The sequence below is a fragment of the Tenacibaculum litopenaei genome, assembly GCF_964514025.1.
Taxonomy (GTDB): domain Bacteria; phylum Bacteroidota; class Bacteroidia; order Flavobacteriales; family Flavobacteriaceae; genus Polaribacter; species Polaribacter litopenaei.
The window spans coordinates 67,469-82,778 of sequence record NZ_CAZEQT010000009.1 but is presented as its reverse complement, the minus strand read 5'-3'; the positions used below and the strand labels follow the sequence as shown (position 1 = coordinate 82,778).

General features: G+C 39.6%; 12 protein-coding genes and 2 tRNA genes. 11 read left to right on the top strand and 3 right to left on the bottom strand.

Annotated features, from left to right (window positions below; translation table 11 throughout):
- Position 1: 1 nt before the first annotated feature.
- The 7 genes from ACKTS5_RS18595 to ACKTS5_RS18565 all read left to right on the top strand — a co-directional run bounded on the left by ACKTS5_RS18595 (position 2) and on the right by ACKTS5_RS18565 (position 6,591).
- A complete protein-coding gene (locus ACKTS5_RS18595) occupies positions 2 to 742 on the top strand; it encodes a Na(+)-translocating NADH-quinone reductase subunit C (RefSeq protein ID WP_408045392.1) in 741 nt (246 codons plus the stop codon).
- A gap of 2 nt (positions 743 to 744) precedes the next feature.
- The gene (locus ACKTS5_RS18590) at positions 745 to 1,389 is read left to right on the top strand and encodes an NADH:ubiquinone reductase (Na(+)-transporting) subunit D (protein WP_408045391.1); all 645 of its coding nucleotides are present in this window, start codon (positions 745 to 747) and stop codon (positions 1,387 to 1,389) included.
- 50 nt (positions 1,390 to 1,439) lie between these two features.
- Positions 1,440 to 2,177: an NADH:ubiquinone reductase (Na(+)-transporting) subunit E gene (nqrE, locus tag ACKTS5_RS18585; protein WP_408045390.1), complete on the top strand. Its 738-nt coding sequence runs from the start codon at positions 1,440 to 1,442 to the stop codon at positions 2,175 to 2,177.
- Between the two features lie 2 nt (positions 2,178 to 2,179).
- The gene (gene nqrF, locus ACKTS5_RS18580; RefSeq protein ID WP_408045694.1) at positions 2,180 to 3,487 is read left to right on the top strand and encodes an NADH:ubiquinone reductase (Na(+)-transporting) subunit F; all 1,308 of its coding nucleotides are present in this window, start codon (positions 2,180 to 2,182) and stop codon (positions 3,485 to 3,487) included.
- A gap of 493 nt (positions 3,488 to 3,980) precedes the next feature.
- Complete coding sequence (locus tag ACKTS5_RS18575) at positions 3,981 to 5,339, top strand: DEAD/DEAH box helicase (RefSeq protein WP_408045389.1); 1,359 nt, start codon at positions 3,981 to 3,983, stop codon at positions 5,337 to 5,339.
- On the top strand, positions 5,339 to 5,701 hold the full coding sequence (locus ACKTS5_RS18570) for a Na(+)-translocating NADH-quinone reductase subunit F (RefSeq protein WP_408045388.1): 363 nt from the start codon (positions 5,339 to 5,341) through the stop codon (positions 5,699 to 5,701). Before ACKTS5_RS18575 ends, ACKTS5_RS18570 begins: the two co-directional genes overlap by 1 nt.
- 326 nt (positions 5,702 to 6,027) lie before the next feature.
- Positions 6,028 to 6,591, top strand: coding sequence for a uracil-DNA glycosylase family protein (locus ACKTS5_RS18565; protein WP_408045387.1), 564 nt, complete (start codon positions 6,028 to 6,030; stop codon positions 6,589 to 6,591).
- 8 nt (positions 6,592 to 6,599) lie between these two features.
- On the opposite strand, the gene polA is transcribed toward ACKTS5_RS18565, so the two are convergent.
- Entirely contained in the window at positions 6,600 to 9,401 is a 2,802-nt protein-coding gene (gene polA / locus ACKTS5_RS18560; RefSeq protein ID WP_408045386.1) for a DNA polymerase I, read from the bottom strand.
- 104 nt (positions 9,402 to 9,505) lie between these two features.
- On the opposite strand from polA, the gene ACKTS5_RS18555 reads away from it, so the two are divergent.
- The gene (locus ACKTS5_RS18555) at positions 9,506 to 10,729 is read left to right on the top strand and encodes a metallophosphoesterase (protein ID WP_408045385.1); all 1,224 of its coding nucleotides are present in this window, start codon (positions 9,506 to 9,508) and stop codon (positions 10,727 to 10,729) included.
- A gap of 86 nt (positions 10,730 to 10,815) precedes the next feature.
- Complete coding sequence (locus tag ACKTS5_RS18550; RefSeq protein WP_408045384.1) at positions 10,816 to 11,109, top strand: thioredoxin family protein; 294 nt, start codon at positions 10,816 to 10,818, stop codon at positions 11,107 to 11,109.
- Here ACKTS5_RS18550 and ACKTS5_RS18545 read toward each other — a convergent pair.
- Both ACKTS5_RS18545 and ACKTS5_RS18540 read right to left on the bottom strand, forming a co-directional pair.
- The gene (locus ACKTS5_RS18545) at positions 11,106 to 11,738 is read right to left on the bottom strand and encodes a polysaccharide deacetylase family protein (RefSeq protein WP_408045383.1); all 633 of its coding nucleotides are present in this window, start codon (positions 11,736 to 11,738) and stop codon (positions 11,106 to 11,108) included. The genes ACKTS5_RS18550 and ACKTS5_RS18545 overlap by 4 nt on opposite strands.
- A 4-nt stretch (positions 11,739 to 11,742) precedes the next feature.
- Positions 11,743 to 14,859: a glycosyltransferase family 117 protein gene (locus ACKTS5_RS18540; RefSeq protein ID WP_408045382.1), complete on the bottom strand. Its 3,117-nt coding sequence runs from the start codon at positions 14,857 to 14,859 to the stop codon at positions 11,743 to 11,745.
- A 174-nt stretch (positions 14,860 to 15,033) separates the two neighbouring features.
- On the opposite strand from ACKTS5_RS18540, the gene ACKTS5_RS18535 reads away from it, so the two are divergent.
- Positions 15,034 to 15,104: transfer RNA gene (locus ACKTS5_RS18535), tRNA-Gln, on the top strand.
- A gap of 62 nt (positions 15,105 to 15,166) precedes the next feature.
- Positions 15,167 to 15,237, top strand: a tRNA-Gln gene (locus ACKTS5_RS18530).
- The last annotated feature ends 73 nt before the right edge of the window (positions 15,238 to 15,310 follow it).

Genomic DNA, 15,310 nt, shown 5'->3' with positions numbered 1-15,310 from the left:
TATGAGTAAGAAGACAGACAGTAATGTATATACAATACTTTTCGCCATTGGAATGGTGTTAGTAGTAGGAGCGTTGTTAGCTTTTACAGCGTCTTCATTACGCCCGTTAATCGATGCCAACAAGCGTATTGAAAAGCAACAAAATATTTTGTATGCTATGGGAGTAAATGAAAATGATGAAACAGGTGTCGTATTTGTTTCTAAAGATAAGGTTGCAGAAGTGTTTGCAAAGAACATCAAAAAACAATTGGTAATTGAAGGGGCTAATACCTCTGAAGATGCCTCAGCGTATTTAATTGATGTTAAAAAAGAACAAGCATTAGCAAAAGAAGGTAAGACGAGAAAATTACCTTTGTTTATCGGTGAAAAAGACGGTAAGACCTTTTATATCGCTCCAATCCGTGGAAAGGGATTATGGGATGCTATTTGGGGATATGTTGCTATGGACAAAAACATGGTAGTTCAAGGAGTATTCTTCGATCACAAAGGAGAAACACCAGGTTTAGGTGCTAACATCAAGCAACGTTTCTTTATGGATGACTTTACAGGTGAAGACTTGATGAGCAACGGTAGTTTCAAAGGAATTACTGTAGCAAAAGGAAACGGTGATCCAAAAAATGAAGATAAAACAGATAATGAAGTTGACGCTATTGCTGGAGCAACCATTACCGGTGACGGAGTATCAGCAATGATTAAGTCGGAATTAGCACTTTACGTGCCTTACTTTAAAACTTTAAAATAATTATGGGACTATTATCAAAAAAAGACGCCGCTTTAATAACAGATCCATTAGCAGATAACAACCCTATTACTATTCAGGTATTAGGTATCTGTTCTGCATTGGCAATTACCGCTGAGTTAAAAGCAGCTATCGTAATGTCTATCTCGGTATTATTCGTTTTAGGTGTAGGTAACGTAGTGATCTCATTGATGAGGAATATCATTCCTTCTAAAATTAGAATTATTGTACAGTTAATCGTGGTTGCTGCTTTGGTAATCATCGTTGACCAGGTATTGAAAGCTTTTGCTTACGAATTGAGTAAAACGTTATCGGTATTCGTCGGTTTAATTATTACCAACTGTATCATTATGGGACGTTTTGAGGCTTTTGCTTTAGGAAACGGACCTTGGAAATCATTCTTAGACGGAATTGGAAACGCTTTAGGATATGCAGTAATCTTGATTATTGTAGGATTTTTTAGAGAGTTATTAGGTTCAGGAACCTTATTGGGGATGAAAGTGTTAGGAGATCCTATCGAGAAAACTGGATTGTATGCTCTTGGGTATGAAAACAATGGATTTATGTTGTTATCTCCAATGGCCTTAATCGTGGTAGGAATCATTATTTGGGTGCAACGTTCTAGAAACAAAGCATTAATCGAAGACTAAACTGTAAACACAGATCAACAATCTTCCAGATTGTTGAAAATTGAAAGAATATGGAACATATAGAATTATTTTTCAAGTCGATCTTTATAGATAACATGGTATTCGCAACCTTCTTAGGGATGTGTTCGTACTTAGCGGTATCTAAAAAAGTATCGACGGCTGTAGGACTTGGAGCGGCTGTAATATTCGTATTGGCAGTAACCGTTCCGGTAAACTGGTTATTAGATCAGTACATCTTAAAACCAGGTGCGCTAGTATGGCTTGGAGCTGAATACGCAGATTACGATTTGAGCTTCTTATCATTTATCATGTTTATTGCAACCATTGCAACCATGGTACAATTGGTAGAAATTATCGTAGAGAAATTTGCTCCTGCTTTGTATAACTCCTTAGGTATTTTCTTACCACTTATCGCAGTAAACTGTGCGATTTTAGGAGGATCTTTATTTATGCAGTCACGTGAGATTCCTACTTTAGGATTGTCTTTCGTATACGGTATTGGATCGGGAATCGGTTGGTTCTTGGCTATCTTAGCCATTGCCGCTATTCGTGAAAAAATCCGTTACTCACAAGTGCCACCAGCATTACGTGGGTTGGGAATTACGTTTATTATTACTGGATTAATGGCTATCGGATTCATGAGTTTTGGTGGTATGTTAACAGGTGGTGATGATAGTAAGAAAGAGGAGAAAACAGCAGCTACCGAAGTGAAGGTAGAGAAGAAAGTTGAAACTCCTAAGAAAGAAACTGAGGAAGTAGCATCTAACACTAAAGAAATAGCAGAATAATGATAGTATTACAAGCAAGTACAGGAGGAACTGTCCTAATTACAGTGTTAGCATTTTTAACTGTAATTTTATTATTGGTCGCTTTGTTATTATTTGTAAAGCAAAAGTTAGCACCATCTGGACCAGTTAAAATCACCATTAATGGTGATAAGACAATCGAAGTACCTTCTGGAGGTACCTTATTGTCTACCTTAGGAAATGAAAAGATATTTTTACCATCAGCTTGTGGTGGAGGTGGATCTTGTATTCAGTGTGAGTGCCACGTGCACGCTGGAGGTGGTGAAGCACTTCCTACTGAAACACCACACTTTACGCGTAAAGACTTACAACACGGAGCGCGTTTAGCATGTCAGGTAAAGGTAAAACAAGATATGGATATCTCAATTCCAGAAGAAATTTTCGGAATTAAAAAATGGGAAGCTGTTGTTGTACGTAATTACAACGTAGCATCATTTATTAAAGAATTCGTAGTTGAGATTCCTGAAGATATGAACTATAAGGCAGGTGGGTATATCCAAATCGAAATCCCTCCATGTGAGGTAAAGTTCGACGATATGGACATTACTGCTCACCCTGAAGAGCACGACGATCCTAAGAAATTCCAAATGGAATGGGATAAGTTTAAGCTTTGGCCTTTAGTGATGAAAAATCCAGAAACTGTGGAAAGAGCGTATTCGATGGCTTCTTACCCAGCTGAAGGTCGTGAAATTATGTTGAACGTACGTATCGCTACTCCTCCATTTGACAGAGCTAAAGGAGGATGGATGGATGTGAATCCAGGAATCGCTTCTTCGTATGTATTCTCGAGAAAGAAAGGTGATAAGGTAACCATTTCTGGTCCTTATGGAGAGTTCTTTATCAATGAGTCAGAAGCTGAAATGTTATACGTAGGTGGTGGAGCAGGTATGGCGCCAATGCGTTCGCACTTATACCACTTGTTCAAAACCTTAAAAACAGGAAGAAAAGTATCGTATTGGTACGGTGGGCGTTCTAAGCGTGAATTGTTCTATTTAGAGCACTTCTGGGCCTTAGAAAAGGAATTCCCTAACTTCCGTTTCCACATCGCTTTATCAGAGCCTTTACCAGAAGATAACTGGAAGGTAAAAGATACGATCGATGCAGAAGGTGATGGATTCGTAGGATTCGTTCACAACTGTGTTATCGATAACTATTTGAAGTTACACGATGCACCAGAAGATATCGAATTGTACTTCTGTGGACCTCCATTAATGAACAAAGCCGTTGAAAAGATGGGACAAGATTTTGGAATCCCTGATGAGAATATCCGCTTTGATGACTTTGGTGGATAAACCGAAACAACTATATAAAAAACCAATACCGCGAGGTGTTGGTTTTTTTTATACCCCGAATTTTGACGTTGGTAAGTTCATATTCCCCTTTCGGAAACTTAATTTTAAATTAGTTAAACAATTTTGTAATTTGTTAGTGTCTACGTGTTTTTCGTTCTTTTTATCTGGTGGCTATTCGGGAAAGTAGCTCCATTCAACTAAGAGGAACTCCCACTTTCTATAGAGTGAAGCACGCAGCACGGTAAATTTAATTTGTCAACCAAGGGAAAAATTGAAAATTATGAACTGTCCAAGCTGTCAATCACAGTATACGCGCAGAAAGCGCAGAACTGTACTACAACGTATGTTTTTTGTGTCGAGTAAGAAATACAAGTGCTTTCATTGCAGGTTAACCTTCTTATACGTACCGCTGCTCAATAAGTTTTTTAAACTTACCTAGGGCTATAAAAGCTTTGTGAAAACTAAACCGTACCTTTGTCAAAATTTTTACGACATGGTATTGTTCCAAGATTTAGATTTATCAAATCCGCTTAGAAATGCAATTGACGAACTCGGGTTTGAACAAGCCACTCCAATTCAGGAGCAGGCTTTTCCTGCAGTGCGTTCAGGTAAAGACTTAGTAGGTATCGCTCAAACCGGTACCGGGAAAACATTTGCCTATTTACTACCGATTTTAAGAGATTTGAAATTCTCTAAACAACAGCATCCACGCGTATTAATTATGGTGCCAACTCGTGAGTTGGTAGTTCAGGTAGTAGAGGAGATAGAAAAGCTCGCAAAGTATATCACGTTGCGCGTAATTGGAGTGTATGGAGGTGTCAATTTGAACAGACACAAAGAAGCTGTAGCGCAAGGAGCAGACATTATCGTCGCTACTCCAGGTAGGTTGTATGATTTGGCTTTGAGCAAAGTGCTAAAGCTAAAAGCGATCCAAAAGTTGGTTATCGATGAAGTAGACGTCATGCTCGATCTCGGATTTAGATTTCAGTTGTTGAATATTTTTGATCTCTTGCCTCCTAGACGCCAAAACATCATGTTTTCCGCAACGATGACCGAAGATGTGGAGCAATTGATTGATGACTATTTTATAGCGCCTAAAAAGATCGCTATTGCGGTGAGTGGTACTCCTTTGGACAATATCGAACAAAAAGCTTATGACGTGCCTAACTTCTACACGAAGATGAACGTGTTGATCGATTTGTTGTCAGATAAGCAAGTTTATGGTAAAGTGCTGGTTTTTGCACCGAATAAAAGAAATGCTGATCGCATGTTTAATTTGGTGGAAGAAGAGTATCCGGGACAAGTTTGTGTAATTCACTCGAACAAGACCCAGAACTACCGTCTTCGTTCTATTGAAGAGTTTAACAGCGGTAACCACCGTATTTTAATTGCAACCGACGTTATTGCTCGTGGTTTGGACATGGATGAGATTTCTCATGTAGTAAGTTTTAATCCTACCCAGTACCCTGAGAACTACATGCACCGAATTGGACGTACCGGTCGTGCAGATCACAAAGGAACTGCCATTTTGTTCGCTACGGAAAAAGAACAAGAGGCTAAAAAGCGTATTGAAGAACTCATGAAATACGAGATTCCTTTAGTTGCCATTCCTGAATACGTAACAATATCACAACAGTTAACTGAAGAAGAGCGTCCTCGTGAAGATCAGAAACAGTCAAACAACAGAACGTCTCAAGAGTACGTTCCCGGTGATGCCTTCCACGAGAAAAAAGAAAAGAATAAAAAAGTAAACTTAGGAGGTTCATACCGAAGAGAAATCGCGAAGAAGTACAAAAAACCGAAAACTCGCGGAGATAAGAATTACAATAAACGCAATAAGAAACGTAAGTAATGCAGGCCTTAACAGAACAGGAACTACACAATTTAGGAATGAATCACGTAGGCAAACGCTTGCAAGAAATGGGCTATGAGTTTGTCGCAGTGAACAGTGCGCTTAAACGACACCCACAGTTTGTGTTGTACAAGAAAGGGGAACCTACCATTTTTGTGTTGGTAAAAGTTTCCAACAACATACAGTCGCCCAGTGAATACGATGTACTTTGGATGGAGACCTTTAAAGAGCACGCAGTAAAGCAGAATGCGAAAGTCTGGTATGCCGGTGTGGGTATTGCTAATGCTGAAAGTATTGACCTTCCAGTATTGAAAAATCAGCCCTATTACTTTGCTTTTGAGGATTTTATAGAAATTTTGTAAAATTAATAGCCTACCAAATACCTTCGTTTTTGGTGTAATTATCATCAATTTTCGACCATTTATATAGTTTAGACCAAAAAAGGGGAAAAACCTGTTGGTTTTCAGGGAGTTGAGTCTTAACTTTGTTATGGGGAAAATTAATAATTAACTAAAAATGAAAAAAAAATTACTTAAGGGGATTCAAAACTTTTTAAAAAATTTATCATTCATCCTGTCAGAATTTGGCAAGGGTGCAGGATATGCTATCAATCACTAAGATAGAACAGTTTTGAATGGAAAACACTCGTTTTTAAGGAATAAAAGCGAGTGTTTTTTTATTTTTAAGCATGAGTAATTTATGGAAAGAAATTCGATCGTGTGAGCTATGTGCCGACACGTTGACCCCAAATCCCGTCATAGCAATACATCCCAAAGCGAAACTAGTGATCATAGGGCAAGCCCCCGGAACCAAAGTACATGACAATGGTATTCCGTGGAATGACGCCAGCGGTATACTATTGCGAAAATGGTTGGGTATGGAAACTGCCGATTTTTACGATGAAACGAAGGTGGCCATTGTTCCCATGGGTTTCTGTTATCCAGGAAAAGGAAAAACAGGCGATTTACCACCTAAAAAGATATGTGCGACTACTTGGCATCAGCGCGTTTTAGAAAGTTTGCCTGAAGCCAGATTGCTATTGCTTATCGGTAGCTATGCACAAAAGTATTATCTCAAAGATGTAGGAGGAAAGACACTGACGGAAAACGTCGGGAATTTTGAACAGTTTCTACCTACCTACTTTCCGTTGCCACATCCGTCAACGAGAAATCGATTTTGGATGCAAAAAAATAAGTGGTTTGAAACAGAAGTACTCCCCGAACTGCGCAAACAAATTCGGGAAGTACTGTAAGTTATTATTTAGTGGGCTTGAAGCCAGTTGTCACCAATGCCAATTTCTACATCTAAAGGTACGGCCATGCTAAACGCATTTTCCATTTCTTCTTTGATAATTGGACGAATGATGTCAAGCTCGTCTTTATGAGCGTCAAATACCAATTCATCGTGCACTTGCAGTAGCATTCTCGATTGGAAGTTTTCTTGCTCGAAACGCTTGTGGATATTAATCATGGCTAATTTGATGATATCTGCCGCAGAACCTTGAATAGGAGCGTTAACTGCATTTCGTTCGGCAGCGCCGCGTACGATGGCATTTCTAGAGTTGATATCTTTCAAATATCGACGTCGGTTCAATACCGTTTCTACATAGCCGTTTTCGCGGGCAAAGTCTACTTGCTTAGCCATGTAGTTTTTTAATTTAGGATAGGTTTCGTAATAGGCGTCAATAAGCGCTTTGGCTTCTTTTCTATCGAGAGAAGTCTGATTGCTTAATCCAAAGGCCGACACTCCATAGATAATTCCGAAATTAACAGTTTTTGCATTGCTACGTTGTTCTCTTGTAACCTCTTCAAGAGGGACGTTAAATACTTTCGACGCAGTTGAGGCATGAATATCTTCCCCGTTTTTAAAGGCTTCAATCATGGTTTCTTCTTCGCTCAATGCCGCGATGATACGGAGTTCAATCTGACTGTAATCGGCAGCGAGTAGCACGTGGTTTTCATCTCTCGGAATAAACGCTTTTCTAACTTCTTGTCCTCGTGGTGTACGAATAGGAATGTTTTGTAGGTTCGGGTTGTTCGAACTCAAACGTCCTGTGGCTGCAACTGCTTGGGCGTATACCGTATGTACCCGTTGTGTTTTGGGGTTAATTTCATTCGGAAGCGCATCTACGTAGGTGCTTTGTAATTTCTTGTATTGACGATATTGTAAAATATTAGCAACTATCGCGTGGTCGCTCAAACTCGATAGGACATCCTCAGCAGTAGAGTACTGACCTGTTTTTGTCTTTTTAGGTTTGTCAACCAATTTTAACTTCTCAAATAAAATAGGACCCAACTGCTTTGGTGAAGCGATGTTGAACTCTTCTCCGGCCAATTCGTAGATTTCACTTTCTAGTTTTTGTAGATCAGTGCTCAATTCTGTTGAGAGTTCTTTTAGGAAGCTCGTATTTAAATTGATTCCTTCAATTTCCATGGCAGTCAATACGGCTACTAATGGAATTTCTACTTCTTTGAATAGTTGGGTGAGCTTACCGCTCTCCAATTCTTTTTCAAAATGAGTTTTTAGCTGATAGGTGATGTCAGCGTCTTCAACTGCGTATTCGGTTTGTCGTTCGAGCGATACTTGTCGCATTGACAACTGGTTTTTTCCCTTTTTACCAATCAAGTCTACTATGGGTATGGGTTGGTAATTGAGATAGGTTTCCGCGAGTATATCCATGTTGTGACGCATGTCAGGATTGATCAAGTAATGCGCTATCATAGTATCGAATAAAGGACCTTTCACGCTAATACCGTAGTTAGAGAGTACCTTGTTGTCGTACTTTAAATTGTGACCCACTTTCTCAATGGTTTCACTTTCGAAAAACGGGATGAATTCGTTTAATAGCGCCTGTGTTTCTGCTTGATCTTCTGGAAAACTCAAGTAGTATCCTTTTCCTGGTTCCCATGAAAAGGCAATACCTATAAGGCTTACCTCTAGGGCTTTTAGTCCAGTGGTTTCTGTATCAAAACAAACGGACTTTTGTTGGAGTAGTTTATCGAGTAGCAGCTTTCTACTCAGAGGTGTATTGACCAATTGATAGAAATGCGGATTGTTTTCACTGTTCTTTTTACCGTCTATGACGATTTCTTGACTACCACTACCAGGAGTGGCAAACAAGTCAAATTGTTGTGTATTTCCACCAGCAACAGGAGCTGCAGCGGTTGGAGCTTCTGGAGTTTTATAGGTATTTTTTAAATTGTCGATCAAACGTCGGAACTCCAATTCATCGAAAATGGCCGCTGTTTCTTCGAGATTTGCTTGTTCAAAAATTAACTTGTCTTCTTCGAGTTCAACAGGAACGTCTAGCATAATGGTAGCGAGCTGTTTTGAGAGGATACCCAATTCTTGGTTCGCTTCCACTTTTTCTTTCATCTTACCTTTTAACTCGTGAAGATTTTCAAACAGCCCTTCCATACTCCCGTATTTGGCGATAAACTTTTTAGCTGTTTTGTCACCCACTCCAGGCAGTCCGGGAATATTATCAACAGAATCTCCCATCATCCCTAGGTAATCGATTACTTGTTCTGGACGTTCTACTTCGAACTTAGCTTTTACTTCTTCAACTCCCCATTTTTCGTAACCGTTCCCCATACGTGGTGGGCGGTACATAAAAATGTGCTCTGAAACCAATTGGGCATAATCTTTATCGGGAGTCACCATATAGGTATCAAAACCGGCAACTTCTGCTTTTTTGGCAAGTGTCCCGATAATATCGTCGGCCTCATAACCTTCTTTAACGATGGCTGGAATGTTCATGGCACCTAAGATACGTTCGATATAAGGCACTGCAATTTTGATGGCCTCAGGGGTTTCTTGTCGGTTCGCCTTGTATTCGGGAAAGGCGGCGACGCGATCAACACTTCCTCCTTTGTCAAAACAAACCGCTAAGTAATCGGGTTTTTCTCGCTTGATAACGTCCAGTAAGGAATTGGTAAAGCCCAATACTGCGGAGGTATCAAGTCCTTTTGAATTGATGCGTGGATTTTTGATGAATGCGTAATAACCTCTGAAGATCAATGCATATGCGTCTAATAAAAAAAGTCGTTTTCTTTCTGCCATGAATATAAAAATTGAAGCATGTAAAGCTACGAAACTTTAACAAGATGTTAAAAATAGATTTTGGCTTTTCCCAGTATCTTTACCGAGTTAAAATTTAATGATTTATGTCGCGTTGGATAATTCCCTTCTTAGTGTCTCTGACCTTGTTTTTGGTCATTGAAAGCTATGCCTTTCAAGTAATAAAAACGCTTACTAAAAATAGATGGTTGCGAGGATTGTGGCTGTTACCCAGCTTACTGGCTTACCTAAATTTTTATTGGGTGCTGTTCACTTATGATAGAAGTGATGGACAAACCAAACAGTTTCAATGGGCAGTGGGATTTTTGCTAGTGGTACTCTTACCTAAGATTTTGTTGGTACTAGTGCTGTTAGGAGAAGATATTGTCCGCTGGGTTCGAAAGGGTATTTCGGCAGTAGCTTCGTCTCCGACGCGCGAATTAGGAGGGAGAAGAAAAATTATATCACAGCTGGCGCTCGGTATTGCAGCCATTCCGTTGGCGAGTATTTTGTATGGGATTTTTAAAGGGAAGTACAATTTTAAAGTTCTGACCTACCAATTGAGTTTCCCAGATTTGCCCGAGGCCTTTGACGGGATGACCATCACGCAAATTACGGACATCCACTCTGGGAGTTTTGACAACAAGGAAAAAATAGAGTACGCCGTTGATTTGATTAATGAGCAGGCCTCGGATATGATTTTGTTTACTGGAGATATCGTCAATAATTTTGCGAGAGAAATGGATCCGTGGATCGACTCGTTTAAACGCTTAAATGCCCCTATGGGGAAGTATTCAATTTTAGGAAATCACGATTATGGTGATTATGCCGATTGGGAATCAAAAGAAGCGAAAAAAGCCAATTTCCAGGCGGTAAAAGACGTGCATCCAAAAATTGGTTTTGAACTGTTGTGTAACGAGCATCGTTTTATAGAAAAAGACGGACAACGATTGGCCTTGGTAGGAGTTGAAAACTGGGGAAAAGGTTTTAACCAAGCAGGTGATTTGGAAAAAGCGACGGTAGGAGTAGACCGTGAAGATTTTAAAATTTTAATGAGCCACGATCCTAGCCATTGGGAGTACAAGGTAAAAAAGAACGATTTCAATTATCAGCTTACTTTGAGCGGACATACTCATGGGTTGCAATTTGGAATTGAAATTCCTGGGTTAATTCGTTGGAGTCCATCGCAATACGTGTACAAGCAGTGGGCCGGTTTGTATGAGGAATACGGTCGTTACATCAATGTAAACAGAGGTTTTGGCTACCACGCGTTTCCTGGTCGTGTAGGGATTTGGCCTGAAATAACAGTGATAACATTAAAAAAAGCTTAATTTTAAGTCATTTTAAGGAGGGAATGTCAAAATACTAACAAAAAATTAGTATTTTTAGACAATTAGACTAAAATTAACTATTAATAATGACAAAGTTTGGTGAAATCATAAGCATTGACAAACCTGTGTTGATTGATTTTTACGCAGATTGGAGCGATACTGAACCGAGTTTAGATACGCTTCGAGATGTGGCTGCTGCTCTTGGTGACAAAGCGAAGGTGATTAAAATCGATATTCGCAAGAACGAGATTTTAGCAGAAGCGCTTCGCGTAAAAGGAAATCCCACGTTTATGATCTACAAAAATGGAGAAATGAAGTGGCGTCAAACAGGCGAACAAGACGCCAATACCTTGATCGGTTTGGTGCAGCAATACTTCTAAATTCCTTTGAATACATAGCCCCTGTCTGTAAAGTACTTCAATACCTTGGGTAAGCTGTATTCTAAATTTTTTCGAGCTTTTAAACTATCGTGAAATACGATAATACTACCGGGCTGTGCATGGCTAACTACGCGCTGGGTGCACTGTTCAGGACGTAACCGTTGGTCGTAATCAGCTGATAATACATCCCACATAATTATAGAAAATCCTTGGTCCGTTAAGGCAGCCGCTTGTTTGCGTGTTATTTTTCCGTAAGGAGGACGAAATAATTTACGAGAAGTAACTCCGTGCATCTCGAACTGTTCTTCTGTCAAATTCACTTCGTGCAGGTATCGGTATAAAGGTGTTTTCCATCCATTTACATGGTGGAAACTGTGGTTGCCTATGGTGTGGTTATCGCGTAGGAGTTGCTCGAAAATAGCGGGGTGCTTGGCGATATTATCACCGATGCAGAAAAAGCTTGCCTGTGCATTGAACTGTCGGAGTGTTGAAAGTACAAACTCCGTTACCTCGGGTATAGGACCGTCGTCAAAAGTGAGATATATGGTCTTTTCTGTAAAAGAAAAACACCAGGTAAATTGCGAGTAATACCGCTGAATTATACCTGGTGTTTTTGCTGGAAACCTCATGTCACTAAGGCTTAATACTATCTGCTTCGTTCATTTTTTCTAGCATCTCTTGATCCGGTATCGGTCTAAAAAGTTGGTAGTACTTGAAGTATTCGCGAAGTAGTTTTGATTTGTATTCGTCGTCAGTATCGTATTTGTCGATCTGTTGTAATAATTCTTGGAACATGTACAAATTCGTACTCGTATTTTCATTGACCATCCAGAAATCGTGTTCGTTGAAAGTATAGTAGTATTCCAAGTTTTGCTTGATGATTTTTAACAGGGTCTCCGCAGTTTTACGTGCCGAATCCTGATCGCCAATCTTGTAGTATAACTCAGGATACCCAAGTGATAAACTGAAGTGTCCAAAATCTTCTATAGGCAACTTATACAGCGATAAATCCAACACATCTTTAGCTTTTACTGAATCTTTTTTATCTAAAAAGGCTTCCGATAAACGCATGAGATTGTTACGCATAGAAATGGCGTTTCGCTTGCTCTGCTCATCGATGTAAATAGCACCGTTATTGATGGTTTTCCAATCCCACTTTTTAACGCTTTCATACATGCGCTCCGGATTGATACGTCCCATTTCAAACATTGACTTTCCGTTGTTGGGTGTTTTGATAGGAACGAGTTTATAGGCCATCCCATCTAGCTGTAAATAATCTTTTAACCAGATGTATTCATCCTCTGCGCTAGCACCTCCTGTAAAGTAGATTGGACGTTCCCAGTTAAAATTATTCAAGATGTCTAGCATGAGTATACGGTTCTTGGTAATGGCTTGCTCATCGATGGTAATGTCGATGTAGTCTACCATCTTATCCGCATCTTCTGGACGAACGATACCTGATTTAATGGCATTGGCTTTATTGACAGGGATACGGATTTTATTTGTAGGGTAGTACTTTTCCCTGATATCATTTTCTTCGTCAATATAGTAAGTTACATCGCTGTCGTGCTCTATCCAACGCATAAAATCGTTTAGCGACATAATGGAATCTTTATAGCGAGGGTGCGGGATGTGATAAGCTACATCAAGCGTACCGTATTTGTACTGATCGTGTTTTAAACGAGAAGGAATAGGCGCGGCCTCGTAGGTTTTCTTCTTCATTTGGTCAATATACCAATCCGTTTGAAACAAACTGGTGTTGACAATTTTGATATCGCGTCGAACGCCCTCAATTTGTTGCATGTACCACAGCGGGAACGTATCGTTGTCACCAATGGTAAAGATGATGGCGTTAGGGTCACAGCTTTCCAAATAAGTTTGCGCGTTTAATTGTGCAATATAGCGATCTGCACGATCGTGGTCATCCCAGTTTTGGAAGCCCATAAGTACTGGGACTGCCAGTAAGGAAATGGCCGATACAGCGATGGCAATACTGCGTTTATTTCCGTATTCTTTAAAGAAATTATAAAGTGATAAAACACCAAATCCAATCCAAATTGCAAATACGTAGAACGAGCCTACCACGGCGTAATCGCGTTCGCGAGGTTCAAAGGGTTTGGGGTTGGTATAGAAAATAATCGCAAATCCAGTAAAGGCGAAAAAGAGCCCCAAGATGTATAAGTTGTTTACATCTTTTCGAGCTTGATAGAACAGACCTATGATTCCTAAGATCAGCGGTAAGAAGAAATAGGTATTTCGCCCTTTGTTATTCTTAATATGATCAGGGAGGTGTTGTTGCGAACCTAAAAAGAACTCGTCAATAGGAGTGATTCCACTTAACCAATTCCCATTTTCCATGTCGAGGTGGCCTTGAATGTCGTTTTGACGACCTACAAAATTCCACATAAAATAACGCCCGTACATATATCCGAACTGATAACTCAGCATAAAGCGCATGTTCTCAGCAAAAGTTGGACGTCGTGTACTGCGGGCTGGAATACCGGCAATTTCTTTGTATTTTTTCTCTGCACCAGGATCTACCATACGAGGGATAAACCCTTTGTGTTTATTGGAGTAGTTAGGAAGTACGTTTTTGTACTTGTTTACAATAACGTATTTTCCGTCTTTCTTTTCGTATTTAGGTTTGTCATCGCGCAATGGATTTGCCGCGTCCTTCTCCTGACGGTACGCATAAGAATAGTACTTGTCGTAAAAAACATTGGCATCACCGTATTGCTCACGGTTGTAATAGGCCAGTAATTCACGAGCACTTGAAGGATTATTTTCGTTGATAATAGTATCTGCATTGGCTCTAATAGGTAACATTAACCAAGAAGAAAATCCAATCATGATGAATAAGATCGACAAAATAAGGGTGTTGGCAGTAACCATTCCTTTTTCACGAGTGCGTCGCAGGCCGACAATAAATAAAATGACTAAGACGATTCCTGCAATGATAGTTCCTGAGTTATAAGGCAAGGCAAAAGAATTCACAAAGAACAATTCCGAAACACTAAAGAATTTCAGCGTGTAAGGGAATAAGAGTTTAAACACAAAAGCCAAAACAAAAATAGCTATCACCGTTGCTATTGCGGTGGTTTTCAGTGTGATGTTTTTATAGGTTTTAAAGAAGTACAGCATTACAATGGCCGGAATTACCAAGAGCGATAAAATGTGCACTCCAAACGAAAGTCCGACGACAAAACTGATTAAAACGAGCCATTTATTTCCTCGAGGAGTAGATAGATCCGCTTCCCATTTGAGGCCTAACCAAAATAATAAGGCCATTAAAAACGACGACATGGCGTATACTTCTCCTTCTACGGCACTAAACCAAAAGCTATCTGAAAAAGTATAAGCTAAGGCTCCCACAACACCACTTCCGAGAACGGCAATGCCTTGATCTGCTGTGAGGTTTGCTTCTTTGCTTACCATGCGTTTTGCCAAATTGGTAATGGTCCAAAACATAAATAAAATGGTAAAAGCACTGGCGAGCCCTGACATAAAGTTCACCATATATGCCCAATTGCTAGGGTCGTTGGTAAACATCGCAAAGAAAGCTCCAAGCATTTGAAAAAGCGGGGCTCCAGGAGGGTGTCCTACTTCTAAGTTTACAGCTGTTGAGATGTATTCTCCACAATCCCAAGAACTAACCGTGGGTTCTAAGGTCAAGGTATAAGTCACTAAGGCCACGGCAAATGTCACCCATCCGAGAAGTAAGTTCCATTTTTTATAGTTGAAATCGTTCATATAATTTTTTAAAAATAAGTTATCGCGAATGTACTAATTACTAGCGTTTTTTAGGTAAAACAAAAATATAATTTTGAAAAACAACAGCAGAATAAAGTTCTGTTAAAAGAAAAAAGTCAAAAAAAATTTGTCAAAATAAAAATAGATGTTATATTTGCACCCGCAATGAGCAATTGGCCTATGGTGTAATGGTAACACACCGGTTTTTGGTACCGATATTCAAGGTTCGAGTCCTTGTAGGCCAACAATTTTTTTGTATCTTTGTACGAGAATTGTAAGGTTGCTCAAAGCAAAAAATACTTTACATTGGCCTATGGTGTAATGGTAACACACCGGTTTTTGGTACCGATATTCAAGGTTCGAGTCCTTGTAGGCCAACAAAAAAGCTTCTTAATCAGTAGATTTCGAAGCTTTTTTTGTGTTTTAGAAATTGCTGATTTTGTTTTGGATC

Coding starts and splice junctions, on each gene's coding strand:
- ACKTS5_RS18595 (WP_408045392.1), top strand. CDS start 2: ATGAGTAAGAAGACAGACAGTAATGTATATACAATACTTTTCGCCATT.
- ACKTS5_RS18565 (WP_408045387.1), top strand. CDS start 6,028: ATGAGTAATTTATGGAAAGAAATTCGATCGTGTGAGCTATGTGCCGAC.
- ACKTS5_RS18575 (WP_408045389.1), top strand. CDS start 3,981: ATGGTATTGTTCCAAGATTTAGATTTATCAAATCCGCTTAGAAATGCA.
- nqrE (WP_408045390.1), top strand. CDS start 1,440: ATGGAACATATAGAATTATTTTTCAAGTCGATCTTTATAGATAACATG.
- ACKTS5_RS18570 (WP_408045388.1), top strand. CDS start 5,339: ATGCAGGCCTTAACAGAACAGGAACTACACAATTTAGGAATGAATCAC.
- ACKTS5_RS18540 (WP_408045382.1), bottom strand. CDS start 14,859: ATGAACGATTTCAACTATAAAAAATGGAACTTACTTCTCGGATGGGTG.
- ACKTS5_RS18545 (WP_408045383.1), bottom strand. CDS start 11,738: ATGAGGTTTCCAGCAAAAACACCAGGTATAATTCAGCGGTATTACTCG.
- polA (WP_408045386.1), bottom strand. CDS start 9,401: ATGGCAGAAAGAAAACGACTTTTTTTATTAGACGCATATGCATTGATC.
- ACKTS5_RS18590 (WP_408045391.1), top strand. CDS start 745: ATGGGACTATTATCAAAAAAAGACGCCGCTTTAATAACAGATCCATTA.
- ACKTS5_RS18555 (WP_408045385.1), top strand. CDS start 9,506: ATGTCGCGTTGGATAATTCCCTTCTTAGTGTCTCTGACCTTGTTTTTG.
- ACKTS5_RS18550 (WP_408045384.1), top strand. CDS start 10,816: ATGACAAAGTTTGGTGAAATCATAAGCATTGACAAACCTGTGTTGATT.